This window comes from Pedobacter sp. NJ-S-72, assembly GCF_053890575.1.
Genome location: NZ_CM132681.1, coordinates 1 through 17,770, shown reverse-complemented (window position 1 = coordinate 17,770; position 17,770 = coordinate 1). Strand labels below are relative to the sequence as shown.

Here is a 17,770-nt window from a genome sequence, read left to right as displayed (position 1 = left end):
AAATAGATCTGCTGAGGCTTTTCATTTAATGATAGTCAATAAATGCTATTATTTACAAAAACAGATCGCTGCTTAAGTACCGGTCCCCCCTGTCGCAGGCAATAAAAACGATTACCCCTGAAGTTAATTCAGCGGCTAATCTAAGTGAGCATGCCAGGGCACCTCCACTGCTCATTCCAGCAAAAATCCCTTCGGATTTTGCCATTTGTCTTGTACATTCCGAAGCCTCATCCTGCGAAACATCCATTACCCTGTCCACTCTTGATGGATCAAATATTTTCGGCAGATATTCTTTAGGCCATCTTCTGATACCAGGGATTGAAGACTCTTCAGTAGGCTGACAGCCTACTATCTGTATTTCCGGGTTTTGCTCCTTTAAATACATAGAATTCCCCATGATACTTCCTGTAGTTCCATAGAACTCACAAAATGTGTAATCTGATGTTCAGTATCAGTCCATATTTCAGGCCCCGTAGTTTTATAATGCGCCAGATAATTATCCGGATTTGCAAACTGGTTCAATAAGAAATAACCAGGTTTAACCCCTTTTTCTTCCGCGTAATCCCTGCATTTCTCTATAGATTCCAGCAAAGTAACTTTTGCGCCGAAGGCCTCCATTGTTAAAGTCCGCTCCCTTGTAGAATTCGAGGGCATAACCAATTCAATTTCCAGTCCGTAAATCGCAGCAATCATTGCCAGTGCGATCCCCGTATTTCCACTGGTAGCCTCTACTAATTTCGTATCCTTATTCACTTCGCCGCGTTCCATCGCGCTGCGGATCATATTTAAAGCAGCTCTGTCTTTCACACTTCCACCAGGATTATTACCTTCCAGTTTAGCGAAAATCCGGACAGCCGGGTTAGGGTTCAGCTTAGTAATTTCTACCAATGGCGTATTTCCGATGCAATCTATTAAAGTTCCCATGCTTATATTTTGCTTTTTGTTTCTATAACTTTCATTGCTGACTGATGATAAACAGTTGAATTAGGCGGAACACTTTTAGTCAGCCAGACATTCCCGCCAATCACACTATTTTCACCAATAAGGGTATCACCACCTAAAATCGTCGCCCCCGAATAAATAATCACATGATCACCAATCGTAGGATGTCTTTTAGTATTCGCCATAAACTTCTCGACACTCAGTGCGCCTAATGTCACCCCCTGATATAATTTCACATGGTCACCAATTTTCGTTGTTTCTCCGATAACCAGGCCTGTGCCATGATCAATGAATAAATATTCTCCAATTTCAGCGCCCGGATGGATATCAATACCAGTTGCAGAATGCGCATATTCAGTCAGTACTCTTGGAATTAAAGGGATACCTAGTTTCAATAATTTATGGGCAATTCTATAAATTGATACTGCCAGAAAACCTGGATAGGTTCTGATAATCTCAAATTCGCTTTTCGCTGCCGGATCACCACTTAGAGTAGCTGTAATATCCGTATTCATCTGACGGAAAAGTTCAGGCAGTTCATTATAAAAAGTCTCTGCAATGATGTGATGATTGCAAGCTGTACAAGCTTTAGTCTTTTGCAGTATATTCAACAATTCCTGTTCAGAATGGCTAAAATACCCTTTGATTTCCTCTAAAGTATGGCTGGGATTAGTTAACCGCTCAGGGTAAACTAAATTCAGCAGACTTACAGCCCATTCCGCTATTTCAAGATTAGATGGTATTGCTTCAATCTGGCTTTGTTTGTTGTAGATATGAAGATAAAATTCTTCGTTCATTATAGGTGGATTTTAGACCTTAAGACACATGATTACTCATCACATATATATCGGCTTTTTTTGATAAAATAATTCGATTCTTTTCTAGCGCCTCTTTTAATTTTTGATAGTTAGCATGATAAACAGGCCAGAAGTTCCCGTTTGCTGCCCATGCCCTTACTAATAATACAACTGCATTATCTTCGATTGATGAGACCAATACCACAGGCTTAGGATCTTTAAGGATTAGTCCATCACTTTCTAAAACAGCCAGTATAACCTTACGTGCAGTATCGATATTAGTATCAAAAGAAATACTAATCTTATATTCCGCCTGTCTTATTTCATTATCAGAAGTATTATTGATCACCGCATTTGCCAGCGGGCCATTAGGTGCATAAATCGTTGTACCATTACCAGCCTTCAAAGTGGTATATAAAATATCAATCTTTAATACCGTACCCGAAACATTATTGGCAGAGCTAATAAAATGTCCAACCTTAAAAGGCTTAAAAAGCAAGATCAGAACCCCTCCGGCAAAATTAGAGAGACTCCCTTGTAAAGCCAGGCCAACCGCAAGACCACCTGCTCCTAAAACCGCAACAAAAGAACTCGTTTGTATTCCGATCATCGATGCACAAGAGATGACCAATAAAATATAAAGGACCACCCTTATAATACTGATTAAAAAAATTCACTCAGAGAAATATCTACAGTATTACGCTGGAAACGTCGGTGTATGAATCCAAGAAACCATTTAATGAGCCATATCCCAACTAAAAGAGTAATTACAGCAAGGATGAAGTTTGGTAAACCATTGATGATTTTTTCAGAAAACACTTCAATATAACTTTCAATTCTATTCATCTATTTATTTATTTCAAGTTTTTGTCAGATGAAGCCCTGGATTGGTAAACTAATTACTGCCCTGCCGGTTTAATAATTATTTTATTCGTGCCGGGTTCATTTGTCAATAAACCTAATGTTGATTAGAGGTTAGACTAAAAAGAGCCTGTTTAAAATTTATCAGATAAATTCCAGACAGACTCTAAGATTTTTTAAAGATACATATCTATTTTTTTGTTCAAAACGAAAAGATATCATTGATATGTCAGAACAGGCCGTCATTTTCAAGACAGGGCATTAGAATTCACCATGTATTTGCTATTGGCAAGCCTTCATCATAACTCTAAGAATCAGGGATTTCTTTAAGCGTGAAACTCTACTTCGAAGGAAGTACCAGGGTTAAGCACATAAAAATGCTCCTTGAGGCTACCGTCAATGGCCTCATCAATTTTACGCCAGTCAAATTCGGCTACCGTTAAATCGCTTGGCACTTCGGTCATACCACTTTTAAAAATCATTTCCTTACCAGAGAACAAAGGAATAAATTCTTTTCCTTCCCTTACAAAAGTCTGAAAATCTATTCCTTTACCAAGCGGGTTAAAATCTTTAAAGAGTGAAGTGACTTTTGAAGTTTTGACCTTTTCAATGAAGCTCTTTTTATAAGTGGGGTCGAACCACTGTTTCATAACCAATATATTTAAAGGCTGCGGTTTGTCCTTTACATAAAACGGGAAATTGGTTTCCTCGATATATCCTAGTAATTCAGGCTGGTCTTCTGTAGAAGTATAAAACATAGGAACGTCAGGCAAAAAGGTCTTTTTAATCAGATGAGTCATCTTTTTCAATCCTTCAACCTCCCCTAAATGCTCAACAGCTAAAAACAAGTCATTATCATCCTTCTCCTCGTCGTACAAAAGCCCAAAATAAGCTTTCAATACCGCTGGCTTAGTGACAAATAAACTAACCAGGCTCTCTACAAACCCCATATCTGTACCCTTAGAATAATCAAAATGGTCATCTCCACGCTCTTCACCATCATTTTCATTGGTATTTAAAAAATCGAATAATCCCATATAAATATATTTTCAGGCCCAAGGCATACCCCCTTGCAACAAGGTACTGATTACCAAATCATCACGTCTAATATATGGAATTATAAAAGGCAATAAAAAGAAATCACTGAAAAATTATATTTTAACGATACCACTAAAAAACCACACATAAATCATAAAACAATCCAAAAACCAAGCCTGCTTTTCCTTAAGCTCCACCCCAGCTTTCCTCTTAATCTCAGGTTTCTTCTTAAACTCCTTCCCAGGTTACTTCTTAAGCTCCATCCCAGGTTTCTTCTTAAGCTCCATCCCAGGTTTCTTCTTAAGCTCCTTCCCAGGTTTCTTCTTAAGCTCCTTCCCAGGTTCCTTCTTAAGCTCCATCCCAGGTTTCTTCTTAAGCTCCTTCCCAGGTTTCTTCTTAAGCTCCTTCCCAGGTTCCTTCTTAAGCTCCTTCCCAGATTTCTTCTTAAGCTCCTTCCCAGGTTACTTCTTAAGCTCCTTCCCAGATTTCTTCTTAAGCTCCTTCCCAGGTTACTTCTTAAGCTCCATCCCAGGTTTCTTCTTAAGCTCCTTCCCAGGTTTCTTCTTAAGCTCCTTCCCAGGTTCCTTCTTAAGCTCCTTCCCAGGTTACTTCTTAAGCTCCATCCCAGGTTTCTTCTTAAACTCCTTCCCAGGTTACTTCTTAAGCTCCTTCCCAGGTTTCTTCTTAAGCTCCTTCCCAGGTTCCTTCTTAAGCTCCTTCCCAGGTTACTTCTTAAGCTCCATCCCAGGTTTCTTCTTAAGCTCCGTCCCAGTTTCAGGTTTCTTCTTAAGCTCCATCCCAGGTTTCTTCTTAAGCTCCTTCCCAGGTTTCTTCTTAAGCTCCTTCCCAGGTTCCTTCTTAAGCTCCATCCCAGGTTTCTTCTTAAACTCCTTCCAAAGTTTCTTTTTATACTCCTTCCAAAGTTTCTTTTTATACTCCATCCCAGGTTTCTTCTTAAGCTCCTTCCCAGGTTCCTTCTTAAGCTCCTTCCAAAGTTTCTTTTTATACTCCATCCCAGGTTTCTTCTTAAGCTCCTTCCCAGGTTCCTTCTTAAGCTCCTTCCTAGCCACCAACCAAGAACCGGATAACGATAAAAAAAAGACAAGCTAATGTGAGGACATAGCTTTCCGAGCCCTTCAGCGAAGGCAATGCCGGCCGAACATAGCTTGTCTTTTTTTTACCGTTACCCTTCCACGAACTCCCATGCACTCTTATACCCCCCACATCCTTCCGCATACCCTATAAACCCACCATAAAACTCAGACCTTCCCAATGTCGCACACTGTCTCCAATCACGACCAGCTTCTTTTTCGCCCTTGTGATCGCCACATTCATCCTTCTCACATCAGCCAAAAATCCAATTACCCCATCACTATTACTTCTTGTCAGTCCTATATATACTACATCCCTTTCCTGTCCCTGGAAACTATCAATAGTATTAACAGATATCTTATCCGCATAAACCTGTAGTTCCGGAGAATTCAACAAAAGCTCTTTCAGCAAATAAACCTGCTGTTTATAAGGAGAAATAACCGCTATACTTGGGAAATCTACCAAAGCCACTCCACTCTCTTTTACCTTACCCACCAATTGCGTCAGGTGTTTAATCAAAAACACACCCTCCTCAGGATTGACCGTACTAGTCCCCTCATTCTTCTCCTCAAAACCACAACCTGCCGTATCAATAAACTCCACAGGCTCTTCCCCTTCCATTAATACACGGGTAGCTACCGAAACATGTGCCTTCATTTTATCCTCATAGAAAACCTTCGAAGAATACCCCCCATGATCTTCTCATTCATTCTGTATTGCTCCTCCAGCAACACTACAGCCTGAGGATGCAAAGCCACACACTTTTCTAATAAAGTAGTGCTTAATCCATTTCTTGCAGCTACATTAGACTTCACAGTTGGAGATAACTGACAATGATCACCCGCAAAAATCACCTTTTTGGCCTTCAATACGGGTATCCAGCAAGCCGGTTCAAGCGCCTGTCCCGCCTCATCAATCACCACCGTATGAAAATTTCTGTTTCTGACCGTATAATGGTTAGATCCAACCAAAGTCGCAGTAATTACCTGAGCTTTCGCAACCAGATCATCAATAATATATTGCTCAGTATTACCCACCTCTTTCATAATCTTATGCGCTTCACTAAAAAGTGCTTTACGTTGCTCCTGTTCAGCCTTTCCGAAATTCCGCTTATACTTATGAGCCATATTTTTGTACTCATTAGCCTGTTTTTTGAGATTCTTCATCTCCTTCATGCTGCTATGCTCAGACAGACATTTTTACTATCCAGTGTCAAAGCAGTCAGTCTTTCAGAAACCCGTGCAGGATTCCCTACACGTAGCACATTTAAGCCCTCATCAGCTAATTTTTCACTCAATAAATCAACTGCTGTATTACTCGGTGCAACTACTAAAATCTGGTGATGATCCTGTTTAATCAGTGCTTTTATCGCCTGTACCAACGTAGTTGTTTTACCCGTACCCGGAGGGCCGTGAACAATGGCCAGATCAGTTGCAGAAAGAATTTTATCTACCGCAGCCTGCTGAACAGTATTTAAAGATGGAATTGTATAATTATAACCAGTATTATTGAACGAAGGCGCCAACCCTCCAGTCAGTATCCTGACAATCCGCCCATCTTCTTCCTTTTCAAAAGGCGATGAAGCAATCTTAAGCGCATTTTGCATTTCATCATAACTATTGTTATCAAAAAGCACATCTAATCCTAATTTGCCATCACGTGACCAATCAGGCAATTCATCAGTCCGTAAAGTAAAGTAACCTTAATCTGATTACCCGATTGATGAGAAACCACCCCCTCTACCCGGTCAACTTTCGGATCATGGTTAGAAAACAACACTACCGATGCTCCAAATCTAAGCTGATGGCTGATATCCTGATGAGAAGTCCGCTCCATTTCTACCGTCAGATAATCACCACGGCTCATTTCAGAACCTCTTATAGCGATAGGATACCATGTTAAACCATTCGCCCTGCGATCTGCTACAGAAGAAGATTCAGTTAATTTAAGATATGCATTTTGATCTTCTTCACGTTCAGTTTTGAGTAAATCGAGTAGTTTTTTTTTTGAAATATTCCATTGCTGCAAAGGTAGCAGTTTACCTCAATTTTGACATTCACTTGAAAAGCTCCCGAAACAGAAGTCTTATATTGCCACCGTTCAATAATATAACATAGATGAAACACTACCGACAAATCTATCAGCAAGCAAAAGACCTGAGCCAATTAGACAACTCAGCAATTGACAATTTACTCTGGAAATTGAAATTTGATTTGTTATGCTCCTAAATTGCCTAAATTGCCTTTAAGACTGGCACAAGAAGAATTATTGAATAAAGCTACTCCATTTCAGCTCACCGTTGCAGATACCTATTTTAGTAAAAAACAACTCATTTTTAACGGATTCAAATGGGGAACAGGCAGCCGGAAGATTTTGCTGACTCATGGATGGAGTTCTAAAGCCGCAGATTTCTCTGCTATTATTGAAGAACTCCTGAAACTCGAAGATGTAGAAATTTCTGCTTTTGATGCCCCGGGAAACGGAAGTTCGCCTGCAGAACTATCAAACCTGATCCTTTATATAGAAGCGATCAAAGAGATTATCAATCAATATGGAAAGCCATCTATCGTCATTGGTCATTCCTTAGGCGCAATGGCAAATGTTATTGCACTGCAACAGGCTGGCATCAAACCTGATATACTCATCAGTATTGCTCCGGTTATCAAACTGAAAGCCCTGTTCTGCAATATGCTGAATAGTGTAAATGTCCCTCAAAATGCACAAGACCAGCTTCTTTAAATCCTTCCAGGTCACTTTTAACAGGCCCGCTTCTGATTATGATCTGGACACTTATTACAACTTTGATCAAACATTAAACCACTGGATTGCTTTTGACGAAGACGATACAGTAGTAGATTCAACCTATCTCAGTACCTTTTTAAAAGACAGACCGTGGATAAAATCAGAGAACTACAAAGGAGCAGGGCATGAAAAATTAATTAAGCACCCCCCGCTCCTGAATGATCTGATCAGAGATTATTTTCCTATCACTTTATAAGAAACCTTTCCATCATCACCAAAAATCTGTTCATAATAAACCCCGTAATCAGTAACATAATATTTATTTCCTTTGACCATCACTTCTTTATAACCTTCAGGTAACTGGCTCACAACATCCCCAATCTGAGGGCCATTATCTGTATTATTATCATTTCCATTATCAGTATTCAGTACACCATCTTTACCCGCAACTATATAAATCGTTTTCCCGTCTGCATCTTGTGATTCACTGTAATACACTCCTTTATACTCATAATAAGTCTGGCCGTTGATAACAACCTGTTGCGCATCCGAAGGAAGCGTAGGCACAGAAGCTCCTACTGGCGGCACAACTACCTTATACTGATTATCATACTGTCTGTAAAATAACCCTCCTGAATAGTAAAACTGATCGGCCCCATAAAAAAACGGGTAATAGCCAAAAGGCAAAACGCTGATCCCAAAGCCCAGGTAAGGTCTGTAAAAACTTCGGTATGAATAATAAGGTCTTCTATACCCCCAACCAACCGGACGGTAATGATAACCGGCACGAACGCCGATATGCACTGAGGCGCCTCTGCCAAATGAACCTCTTGAGGGACCATGAAAAGACCTTCCACCGCCACCACGCCCACCTCTTTGGGCAAAAACACTTGTTGCAAACCCACTGAATATCAGTATAACGGCTACAACTATTAACGATTTAAAACTTGAAGTTTTCATATTCAAATGAATCAATTTGGCTATAAGACTTCCACCAAATCAAAAGGATTATTCCAAATCTCTTTGTAACTGAAATTTTAACTAAAAGCTGACACAATAATGATAAATCAATTGAGATCAGCAGAAAAAACTGTATTTTACAGCTATCAATTAACAAAGACAATGAGGCTATTTAACATACAGTATCTTTCCATTTTATCAGCTCTGCTATTCTCAACAGGAGCATATGCCCAAACTGATGCCCCACAACCCTATGGCGCTATCCCTACAGAAAGACAGCTGAAATGGCATGAGACAGAAATGTATTGTCTGATTCATTTTACACCAACAACTTTTCAAAATAAAGAATGGGGCTATGGAGATGCAGCCCCTTCCCTTTTCAACCCTTCAAAATTCAGCGCAAAGCAAATCGTAACTGCCGCTAAATCAGGAGGTTTCAAAGGCATTGTATTCGTAACCAAACACCATGACGGTTTTGCATTATGGCCAACTAAAACTGCCGCCTATAACATTAGCGAAAGCCCATGAAAAAACGGCAAAGGAGATATGGTCAGAGAATTTCAGCAGGCCGCCCAGCAGGAAGGCATGAAATTTGGAGTTTACTGTTCACCATGGGATAGAAATAATCCTGCCTATGGCACACCTGCTTACCTGACTATTTACAGAAACCAGCTTAAAGAATTATACAGCAATTATGGTGAGCTTTTTATGAGCTGGCACGATGGTGCAAATGGCGGAGATGGCTATTATGGAGGCAAAAATGAAAAAAGAAAAGTAGATCAGTCCAGCTATTACGATTGGATGAATACCTGGGAAATTACCAGAAAACTACAGCCAAATGCCAGTATTTTCAGTGATATTGGCCTTGATGTACGCTGGGTAGGTAACGAGAAAGGTATTTCACCAGAAACAAGCTGGTCAACGATTACTATTAAAGGCAATGATGACAAACCTGCAATGCCCGGTTTTATGGATGATGCAAATCTTGGCAGCGGTACAAGAGGAGGCAAACAGTGGATTCCTGAGGGCGATGTATCACTGCGTCCGGGATGGTTTTATCATGCTGAACAAGATGGACAAGTCAAAACTGTAGCAGAACTATTTAATATTTACTGTAAATCTGTTGGTCATGGCGGAGCTTTGGATCTTGGCCTTTCTCCTACCACAGAAGGGATATTACACCCTAAAGATGTAAACACGTTAGCAGAATTCGGCAAATTAATTAAACAAGTATTCGCCCATAATCTGGCTAAAGAAGCTAAAATAAGCCTCTCTAACGTAAGAAACAATCAACAACAACAATATGGAAGCCCTAATCTTACAGACGCCAGCAGATACAGCTATTGGGCCACAGATAACAATATTCATCAGGCCACTGCACAACTGGATTTTAAAAAACCCGCGCGTTTCAGCATTATACAGCTCCGCGAGAATATTAAACTCGGACAAAGAATAGATAGCGTGAGCATCGATATCTTTAAAAACAATAAATGGGAAGAACTGGCAAAAGCAACCAGTATCGGTTCAAACCGGATAATCCGCCTTACACAACCACAAACAGCTGGAAAAATCCGAATCCATATTTATGCACCAGTAGCTATCGCGTTAAGTGAAATCGGCCTTTACCTGGAACCGGTCATCAAATCAGCAGAAACTAAAAACACAGAAAAAACCTATAACAAAACCACCTGGAAAGCAACAAACCCCACTACAGGAAGCCTTGACATTGACTTCACAAAACCACTTGAATTTTCGGCCGTTGGATATCTGCCTGCCCAGGATGCAATAGCTGCAGGAATCATTGAAAAATATGAATTACTAAGTAGTAATGACGGAAAAAACTGGAAAACAATAGCCTCCGGTGAATTTTCAAACATCAAAGCTAATCCAATTCTACAGCGCATTTCGTTAGCCAAAAAGACCACAGCAAGATATTTGAGATTGGTAGCTAAACAGACAACCGGACAAACAGGATCAGGAAATAGCTTATTACGAATTGCAGAAATAGAAGTTTATCGTTAAACCTATCCAAAATAACAGCGCAGCTCTTTTACTGCAAGCCTTATTTTTGATTTTACAGTACCCAGGGGGATATGAAGTTCATCAGAAACTTCTACCTGGGTATATCCCTGAAAATAAACCAGATTAAGAATTTGCTTCTGGGAGTCCGATAATACTGCCACCAGATCACGCAACCCAATTATATCAGTATTATACCGGAAATAATGGCAATCATTCACCTGAGCATAAACACTATCAATATCATCATTCTTAATACTCTTGGCAAAGTTCTTCCCTTTAAGGTAATCCTTTGCTGTGTTGCGGGCCAAACAAGACATCCATGTAAATAACCTTCCTTTATCAGCATCATACAGCTCAATTGATCTCCATATTTTGATAAAAGTTTCCTGCAAAATGTCTTCTGCTATCTCTCTGGAGGATACCAATTTCAATATAACCCCGAGAAGCATTGATGCATAACTCAGATATAATTTATTAAAAGATAACTCAGTCTGTTTTTTAGTTCTCTGACAATTTCAACTTCAAAGCAATCTTTTTGACCCGGGTTTTTGTCACCATTGGTAATTACCATAAATTTATGACCGCATGCCCTGTCCATATTATTAATTAATTTAACCTTTTAATCTGTTTAAAATTACTCTCTTGAAATAAGACTCGCAAGAGCATGTTACCATTCATTCCGTTCATTTTCTAAAACGATAATTTCAGATTCCACCAAAACATATGGGCTGTATTTTTTACACTAACAATTCACTAATATTATATAAGTTAAAGTTATTTTCCCATTAGTGATTAAAAACTCGTTTTAAATATACGAATAAAACAATTAAATAGCTACCGATTTTACAGAATTAAAACTTTTTAGCAATAAAATGAACCTACCTTTGTCATTTAAAACACGATCAGGATCAGCATGAAACCATCATGTGCAGCAGAACCCAAACCGAAAGGCAGGCAACCAGGCAACACATGACAGCTTCAACACCGTTAAAAACAATATATACTGATGAAAAACTTAAGTACAAAAGCCTTTAAAAATGAGTTCATTACCGCATTTGATGGCGATAAAACCGGAGATCTCCAACCCCGTCAAACTCCAGGCGCTTTATACAGTAAAGCCATTCCTACTCCCGTTAAAAATCCAGAACTTTTAGCCTGGTCTGATGAACTGGCCGCAGAACTTCACATCGAAAAACCTGATGAAAAAGATATCCTTATCCTTGGCGGAAACCTGGTAACCCCAACTATGTATCCTTACGCAGCCTGTTATGCAGGTCATCAGTTTGGAAACTGGGCAGGGCAGCTTGGTGACGGGCGGGCAATTACCCTCGGGGAGTGGGACAATCCCGGAGAACCAACTTATGAACTTCAGCTAAAAGGGGCAGGCCCTACACCTTATTCCCGCAGAGGAGATGGCAGAGCTGTCCTCAGATCATCTGTTCGTGAATACCTGATGAGTGAGAGCATGTTTTATCTTGGCGTACCTACAACACGTGCTCTTGCACTTGTTTCGACCGGGGATCAGGTGATGCGTGATCTCTTTTATGATGGGCACCTTGCCTATGAACAAGGAGCTATTGTCATGCGTACCGCCCCAAGCTTCCTCCGTTTCGGGAACTTTGAAATGCTGGCTGCGAGACAAGAAATACCACAATTGGAAAAACTGACTTCATGGACAATAGACCGTTTTTTTCCGCATATCAAAGGAGAAAACAAGACTTTGGAGTGGTTTGAAGAGATCGTAGAAAAAACAGCAGCTTTAATGGTCGAATGGATCAGAGTAGGTTTTGTACATGGTGTAATGAATACAGATAACATGTCGATCCTTGGCCTGACTATTGATTACGGCCCCTTCTCTTTCCTTGATCAGTATGATCCTGAATTCACACCAAATACAACAGATCTTCCAGGCCGGAGATACGCTTATGGCCGTCAGCCATCCATAGGTTATTGGAATTTGGGATGCCTGGCAAGTGCCATCGCACCCCTATTTGAAGACAAGAAAAGCTGTCCTCAGCACTGGAAAAATACAAGACTATTTACTTCGCAAAATACCATGTGATGATGGCTGGTAAATTAGGCTTCGATGAGTTTAAAGAGCAGGATCAGGAGCTGATCGAAGCGTTCGAAAAAACCCTTACCCTACTCAAGGCTGACATGACAATCTTCTATCAATTGTTAATGACGCTGCCAATTGAAACTAGTACACAAGAAGCTGTCACATCGCATTTTTCCGCCTCATTTTATGAGCTTCCTAACAAAGACACACTACAAACACTCACAGAAACAATAAATCATTACCATTTAAGAATCAGAGAGAACAAGACTTCAAATGAAGTATCAAAAGAGATAATGAAAAAGAGCAACCCCCGCTTCATTTTAAGGAACTATTTGCTCCATCAGGCGATACAAGAATTAGAAAAAGGAGAACAAACACTGTTCTTAAAATTGCAGGAAGCCATAAAAACCCCATACTCAAATACACATGATGAATTCTTTAATTAAGACCAGAATGGGCAAATGATCAGCCAGGAAGTTCTACCCTATCCTGCAGCTCTTAAGCAAAAAAACGAACCTGTTTTAGAGGAGAAATCAGGCCAGTTTGTTCCTCTCAGACTGGCCTTTTTCTAAACCGGAATGTCCATGTTCTGCATCATTCAGATTCTGCAAAGTAGTCTGAGCAATTTCGGTCAAAGCCTCTGTCGTAAAAAACCCCTGGTGCGCTGTAATCAGTACATTTGAAAAACTCATCAGTCTCAAAATCTGTTCATCTTCAATCAGACTTTCGGAAAGATCTCTAAAAAAAAGCTTGTCTTCCTGCTCATAAACATCAATTCCCAGGTAGCCTAATTTACCCTGTTTAAGCGCTTCAATAGCATCGTGAGTATTCAATATCGCCCCTCTGCTCGTATTGATCAGCATCACACCACCCTTCATCTGATCGAAACGCTTTTGATTAATCAAATGATGTGTATGCTCATTTAACGGGCAATGGATTTGAAATCAGATCTGCTGTAATCATTAAAGTATCCAATTCCACCAATTCGATAAATGAAGGTACATCTTTAACAACAGGATCATAAGCAACAACCTGACAACCAAATCCATGCATTATTTTCGCAAAGGCAACACCGATTTGCCCCAACCCTATTACCCCCACTTTTTTCCCGTTCAGATTAAAACCAATCAGCCTTTCTAAAGAAAAATTCCCTTCCCTTACCCGGTTATAAGCCTTATGTGTTTTACGGTTTAAAGTCATAATCATTGCTACGGCATGTTCAGCAACAGCCTCCGGTGAATAAGAAGGCACCCGATACACCTTAATTCCCAGACTTTTAGCAAAATTCAAATCCACCTGATTAAACCCGGCACAACGCAATACAATAGTATTTACCCCGGATTGATGAAGGATTTCTAAAGTATTTGAATCGACCTGATCATTTACAAACACGCAGACACCAGTACATCCTTTAGCCAGGACTGCAGTAGCTGAATTTAACGCTGGTTCAAGGAAAACAAATTCATGGTTAAAATCAGCATTAACAAGATTAAAATACTGTCTGTCATAAGATTGAGTACTGAATACGGCTACTTTCATATCAATTATTTTAGGTTTAATATAAGGTTTTTATTTCCGGGACAAAATCGAACTAAACCGGCATATTTCTTCAACAAAATATTATCCATAACAATAAATAATTAATAAATATTACACTAATTTAATATTAAAATTATCGCAGAATAAGGCTCAGTACATATATAATGCTTGAAAAAATAATATACCTTGCATTAAAAAAACAGCATTTATGGAAGCGCTCATTTCTAATTATTACTGGGTATTTATAGCCCTTTTATGCCTTGTATTATACAAATACATTCTACGCTTCTTGTTCGGTATGGTTATCGTTCCAGAAGACAAAGTTGGCCTGATTACCAAGAAGTTCGTACTCTTTGGAGCAGACAAAGAACTACCGGACGGGCGTATAATCGCCATTAAAGGTGAGGCCGGTTTCCAGGGAAAAACCCTCGCACCAGGTTTGTACTTTGGTATGTGGTTCTGGCAATACAGCGTAACGATGGAACAATTTACAATCATCCCCGAAGGTAAAATTGGTCTGATCATGGCAAAAGATGGTTCGGAAATCCCTACAGGAAACATTTTAGGTCAGCGTGTAGACTCGGATAACTTTCAGGATGCAGTAAAATTCCTTGAAAATGGCGGACAGCGTGGCCGTCAGACTTCTTACATCACCTCCGGTTCTTACCGTATTAACACAATGTTATTCCAGGTTTCAGTTACGGATATGATTCGTATCCAGGAAAGTATGGTGGGTATTGTCACAACGTTAGATGGATTGCCAATTGAAGCTAACCAGATTGCCGGTAAACTGGTAGATGGGCATAACAACTTCCAGAACTTTGACAATTTTATAAAAAATGGCGGTAATCGGGGTTTACAACCACAGGTGATACTTGCAGGTTCATACAACCTGAACCCATGGGCGATACAAATGGAAGAAATCCCAATGATGGAAATTGCTATTGGTTACGTTGGCGTAGTTATATCTTATATCGGCACTGACGGTAATGACTTAACAGGCAGCGATTTCAAACATGGTAATATCGTCGGAAAAGGGTCAAAAGGGGTATGGCTTGAACCATTAGGACCGGGTAAATACCCGATTAATAAGTATATCATGAAAGTTGAGCTTGTACCAACAACCAACCTGGTTTTGAATTGGGCAAGCGCAAGAAGTGAGGCCCACAATTTAGATAAAAACCTCTCTACCATCACAGTACGTTCAAAAGACGGGTTCCCTTTTAACCTGGATGTATCACAGATCATTCACGTTCCAACCGCAGAAGCCCCTAAAGTAATTGCTCGTTTCGGTAATATGGTCAACCTCGTATCACAGGTTTTAGAACCAACAATCGGCAATTATTTCCGCAACTCGGCTCAGGACAGCGACGTAATTGCCTTCTTAAGTACACGTAAAGAGAACGTCAGGAATCTGCCAAAGAGCATATTCGTAAAGTGCTTGATGAATATAATGTGAACGCAGTTGACACTTTAATCGGAGATATTGTTCCGCCAGAATCACTGATGAAAACATTAACAGACCGTAAAATTGCAGAAGAGCAAAAAGTAACTTACAATACACAAAAACAGGCTCAGGAAACTCGTCAGGGCATGGAGAAAGAAACTGCTATTGCTGATATGCAGAAAGACATAGTGAAGGCACAGCAAAGTGTAGAGATTGCAGAACGTACTGCAAGTGCGACAGTTAAAAAATCTGAAGGTGACGCTGCCGGTGTAAAATTAGCCGTTGGAGCAGAGGCCGAAGCAACTAAAATGCGTGCACATGCAGAAGCCGAAGCTACGAAAGCAAGGGCACAGGCCGATTCAGAAGCAATTAAGCTAAGGGCATCAGCTGAAGCAGAGCTGATCTCACTGACAGGTAGTGCTGAGGCAGGAAAGATTCTGGCTATTGGAAAGTCAACGGCCGAAGCCTATGAACTTGCAGTAAAAGCACTTGGTGGGGAAAACTTTACCCGTTACAAAATCACTGAAGAGCTATCAAAAGGTAAAATCAAACTGATTCCTGATGTTTTGATAGGCGGAAACGGAAATGGCAGTGGTTCTGCAATGGACGGACTTTTAGGATTGAAGTTAATGGAAATGATGGATCCCGAAAAACGTAAAGAAGTGATTATAGCAGAGGTAATTGACCCGAACGTCAAGGGTATCAATCCTTAATACGGCACTAATCCTGTCTTACCCGAAACAACCTGGTTATAACAGTAAAAAGGGCATCCGTGATACGGATGCCCTTTTCTATTTCGATCAAAATAAACCTTGATTTCAACCAGGATAAACCTAGCTCATTTTAAGTTTTTTCTGAATATCAGTCACATAACCTTTGAATTTTTTATCGGTATCAATCAGATCTTCTACAGTCTGGCAAGCATAAATCACTGTAGAGTGGTCTCTCCCACCATAAAATGCGCCAATACTTTTCAATGAAGATTTAGTCAGGTTTTTCGATAAATACATTGAAATCTGACGAGCCTGTACGATTTCACGTTTACGTGTAGGTGATTTTACCATCTCTACCGGTACTTCGAAATACTCACAAACCAGTTTCTGGATATAATCCATAGAAATTTCTTTCGTCGTATTTTTGATAAAGTTCTTCAACATTGATTTAGCCAAACCAAGATCAATGTCTTTTTTATTCAACGTTGACTGTGCTAATAAGGATACCATTGCTCCTTCAAGCTCACGTACATTGTTATCAATGTTATTCGCTACATACTCAACTACATCCGAAGGAAGTTCAATTCCGTCAGCGTACATTTTCTTTCTTAGTATCGCTATTCTGGTTTCCAGATCAGGAATTTGCAAATCAGCCGAAAGCCCCCATTTGAAACGGCTCAATAAGCGTTCTTCAACACCCGAAAGATCTTTTGGAGCTTTATCTGAGGTGATAATGATCTCTCTGTTTCCCAGATTGGTGCAGGTGATTGAAAATATGGAAGAAAATATCCTGAGTTTTCTCTTTTCCTGCAAAGTTATGGACATCATCCATGATGATTACATCCATTGCCTGGTAAAAGTTCACAAAATCATTAATTGTGTTGTTTTTTAAGGACTCGACAAACTGCTGACAGAACTTCTCGCAGGATACATATATAACCAGTTTATCTGGTAAAGTACGTCTGATTTCATTGCCTATAGCCTGTACAAGGTGGGTTTTACCCAATCCTACAGCACCATAAATCATTAATGGGTTAAATGAGGTCGCACCCGGTTTAGCTGCTACTGCAAAACCTGCAGAACGGGCTAAACGATTACAATCTCCTTCAACATAACTATCAAAAGTATACTGAGAATTTAATTGAGGATCCACATTCAATTTTTTCAACCCAGGTATAATAAAAGGGTTTTTAATATCCTTATTAATTGATACCGGAACTGGCATTGATTGTTGTTTTTTTGATGCTGCTCCATTCCCATTGGAGGGCATACTTGTAGTGTATGGAGAACCGCTGTTAGACGATTTATCTACCACAATATTATATTCCAAACGACCTTCTTCTCCCATTTGCTGTTTAACTGTCTTGCGCAATAAACCTACATAGTGTTCTTCAAGCCATTCATAAAAGAATAAACTTGGCACCTGTACAGTTAATATGTTGCCTTCCAATTTTAGTGCCGAAATCGGTTCGAACCAAGTTTTAAAACTTTGGACCGGGATATTATCCTTAATAATCTGGAGACAGTTATTCCATACTTCGGTACAAGTTTTTTGCAT

19 protein-coding genes and 4 pseudogenes are annotated in these 17,770 nt (G+C 39.8%); 8 read left to right on the top strand and 15 right to left on the bottom strand.

What is annotated here, in order from left to right; translation table 11 throughout:
* Positions 1 to 52: 52 nt before the first annotated feature.
* The 10 genes and pseudogenes from cysM to ACWYN3_RS00070 form a co-directional block, all read right to left on the bottom strand.
* Positions 53 to 924 (bottom strand): annotated as a pseudogene (cysM, locus tag ACWYN3_RS00115) (cysteine synthase CysM).
* 2 nt (positions 925 to 926) lie between these two features.
* Positions 927 to 1,739: a serine O-acetyltransferase EpsC gene (epsC, locus tag ACWYN3_RS00110; RefSeq protein ID WP_456219309.1), complete on the bottom strand. Its 813-nt coding sequence runs from the start codon at positions 1,737 to 1,739 to the stop codon at positions 927 to 929.
* Positions 1,740 to 1,758: 19 nt separating this feature from the next.
* Positions 1,759 to 2,349, bottom strand: coding sequence for a mechanosensitive ion channel family protein (locus ACWYN3_RS00105; RefSeq protein WP_456219308.1), 591 nt, complete (start codon positions 2,347 to 2,349; stop codon positions 1,759 to 1,761).
* 53 nt (positions 2,350 to 2,402) lie between these two features.
* Positions 2,403 to 2,585, bottom strand: a complete 183-nt coding sequence (locus ACWYN3_RS00100) for a mechanosensitive ion channel family protein (protein WP_456219307.1) — start codon at positions 2,583 to 2,585, stop codon at positions 2,403 to 2,405.
* 341 nt (positions 2,586 to 2,926) lie between these two features.
* Positions 2,927 to 3,637, bottom strand: coding sequence for an enhanced serine sensitivity protein SseB C-terminal domain-containing protein (locus ACWYN3_RS00095; protein ID WP_456219306.1), 711 nt, complete (start codon positions 3,635 to 3,637; stop codon positions 2,927 to 2,929).
* 726 nt (positions 3,638 to 4,363) lie between these two features.
* Entirely contained in the window at positions 4,364 to 4,708 is a 345-nt protein-coding gene (locus ACWYN3_RS00090; RefSeq protein ID WP_456219305.1) for a hypothetical protein, read from the bottom strand.
* A gap of 169 nt (positions 4,709 to 4,877) precedes the next feature.
* Positions 4,878 to 5,387: an AAA domain-containing protein gene (locus ACWYN3_RS00085; protein ID WP_456219304.1), complete on the bottom strand. Its 510-nt coding sequence runs from the start codon at positions 5,385 to 5,387 to the stop codon at positions 4,878 to 4,880.
* On the bottom strand, positions 5,384 to 5,896 hold the full coding sequence (locus ACWYN3_RS00080) for an AAA domain-containing protein (RefSeq protein WP_456219303.1): 513 nt from the start codon (positions 5,894 to 5,896) through the stop codon (positions 5,384 to 5,386). The genes ACWYN3_RS00085 and ACWYN3_RS00080 overlap by 4 nt, the downstream gene beginning before the upstream one ends.
* A 5-nt stretch (positions 5,897 to 5,901) precedes the next feature.
* Positions 5,902 to 6,405, bottom strand: coding sequence for an AAA domain-containing protein (locus ACWYN3_RS00075; RefSeq protein ID WP_456219302.1), 504 nt, complete (start codon positions 6,403 to 6,405; stop codon positions 5,902 to 5,904).
* Positions 6,375 to 6,758 carry a hypothetical protein gene (locus ACWYN3_RS00070; RefSeq protein WP_456219301.1) on the bottom strand — a complete coding sequence of 128 codons (384 nt, stop codon included), beginning with the start codon at positions 6,756 to 6,758 and terminating at the stop codon, positions 6,375 to 6,377. Before ACWYN3_RS00070 ends, ACWYN3_RS00075 begins: the two co-directional genes overlap by 31 nt.
* Before the next feature lie 210 nt (positions 6,759 to 6,968).
* On the opposite strand from ACWYN3_RS00070, the gene ACWYN3_RS00065 reads away from it, so the two are divergent.
* The gene (locus ACWYN3_RS00065) at positions 6,969 to 7,469 is read left to right on the top strand and encodes an alpha/beta fold hydrolase (RefSeq protein WP_456219300.1); all 501 of its coding nucleotides are present in this window, start codon (positions 6,969 to 6,971) and stop codon (positions 7,467 to 7,469) included.
* Positions 7,447 to 7,728, top strand: coding sequence for a hypothetical protein (locus ACWYN3_RS00060; RefSeq protein WP_456219299.1), 282 nt, complete (start codon positions 7,447 to 7,449; stop codon positions 7,726 to 7,728). Before ACWYN3_RS00065 ends, ACWYN3_RS00060 begins: the two co-directional genes overlap by 23 nt.
* Here the strand turns inward: ACWYN3_RS00060 and ACWYN3_RS00055 are convergent.
* A complete protein-coding gene (locus ACWYN3_RS00055; protein WP_456219298.1) occupies positions 7,707 to 8,432 on the bottom strand; it encodes a DUF6515 family protein in 726 nt (241 codons plus the stop codon). The two genes, ACWYN3_RS00060 and ACWYN3_RS00055, sit on opposite strands and share 22 nt — an antisense overlap.
* 99 nt (positions 8,433 to 8,531) lie before the next feature.
* On the opposite strand from ACWYN3_RS00055, the pseudogene ACWYN3_RS00050 reads away from it, so the two are divergent.
* Both ACWYN3_RS00050 and ACWYN3_RS00045 read left to right on the top strand, forming a co-directional pair.
* Positions 8,532 to 9,647, top strand: a pseudogene (locus ACWYN3_RS00050) (alpha-L-fucosidase); the annotation flags it as partial.
* Between the two features lie 6 nt (positions 9,648 to 9,653).
* Positions 9,654 to 10,454 carry a discoidin domain-containing protein gene (locus ACWYN3_RS00045; protein WP_456223335.1) on the top strand — a complete coding sequence of 267 codons (801 nt, stop codon included), beginning with the start codon at positions 9,654 to 9,656 and terminating at the stop codon, positions 10,452 to 10,454.
* 2 nt (positions 10,455 to 10,456) lie between these two features.
* Here the strand turns inward: ACWYN3_RS00045 and ACWYN3_RS00040 are convergent.
* Positions 10,457 to 10,921 (bottom strand): annotated as a pseudogene (locus tag ACWYN3_RS00040) (RNA polymerase sigma factor); the annotation flags it as partial.
* Between the two features lie 539 nt (positions 10,922 to 11,460).
* Between ACWYN3_RS00040 and ACWYN3_RS00035 the strand changes: the two are divergent.
* Entirely contained in the window at positions 11,461 to 12,516 is a 1,056-nt protein-coding gene (locus ACWYN3_RS00035) for a protein adenylyltransferase SelO family protein (protein ID WP_456219297.1), read from the top strand.
* Complete coding sequence (locus ACWYN3_RS00030; RefSeq protein ID WP_456219296.1) at positions 12,516 to 12,959, top strand: protein adenylyltransferase SelO family protein; 444 nt, start codon at positions 12,516 to 12,518, stop codon at positions 12,957 to 12,959. Before ACWYN3_RS00035 ends, ACWYN3_RS00030 begins: the two co-directional genes overlap by 1 nt.
* Before the next feature lie 87 nt (positions 12,960 to 13,046).
* Here ACWYN3_RS00030 and ACWYN3_RS00025 read toward each other — a convergent pair whose 3' ends face one another.
* Positions 13,047 to 13,418 carry an NAD(P)-dependent oxidoreductase gene (locus ACWYN3_RS00025; RefSeq protein ID WP_456219295.1) on the bottom strand — a complete coding sequence of 124 codons (372 nt, stop codon included), beginning with the start codon at positions 13,416 to 13,418 and terminating at the stop codon, positions 13,047 to 13,049.
* A gap of 13 nt (positions 13,419 to 13,431) precedes the next feature.
* Positions 13,432 to 14,052, bottom strand: coding sequence for an NAD(P)-dependent oxidoreductase (locus ACWYN3_RS00020; RefSeq protein ID WP_456219294.1), 621 nt, complete (start codon positions 14,050 to 14,052; stop codon positions 13,432 to 13,434).
* A gap of 208 nt (positions 14,053 to 14,260) precedes the next feature.
* On the opposite strand from ACWYN3_RS00020, the gene ACWYN3_RS00015 reads away from it, so the two are divergent.
* Positions 14,261 to 15,511: an SPFH domain-containing protein gene (locus ACWYN3_RS00015; protein ID WP_456219293.1), complete on the top strand. Its 1,251-nt coding sequence runs from the start codon at positions 14,261 to 14,263 to the stop codon at positions 15,509 to 15,511.
* Entirely contained in the window at positions 15,490 to 16,212 is a 723-nt protein-coding gene (locus ACWYN3_RS00010) for a hypothetical protein (RefSeq protein WP_456219292.1), read from the top strand. Before ACWYN3_RS00015 ends, ACWYN3_RS00010 begins: the two co-directional genes overlap by 22 nt.
* A 120-nt stretch (positions 16,213 to 16,332) precedes the next feature.
* Here ACWYN3_RS00010 and dnaA read toward each other — a convergent pair.
* A pseudogene (gene dnaA / locus ACWYN3_RS00005) lies at positions 16,333 to 17,770 on the bottom strand (chromosomal replication initiator protein DnaA).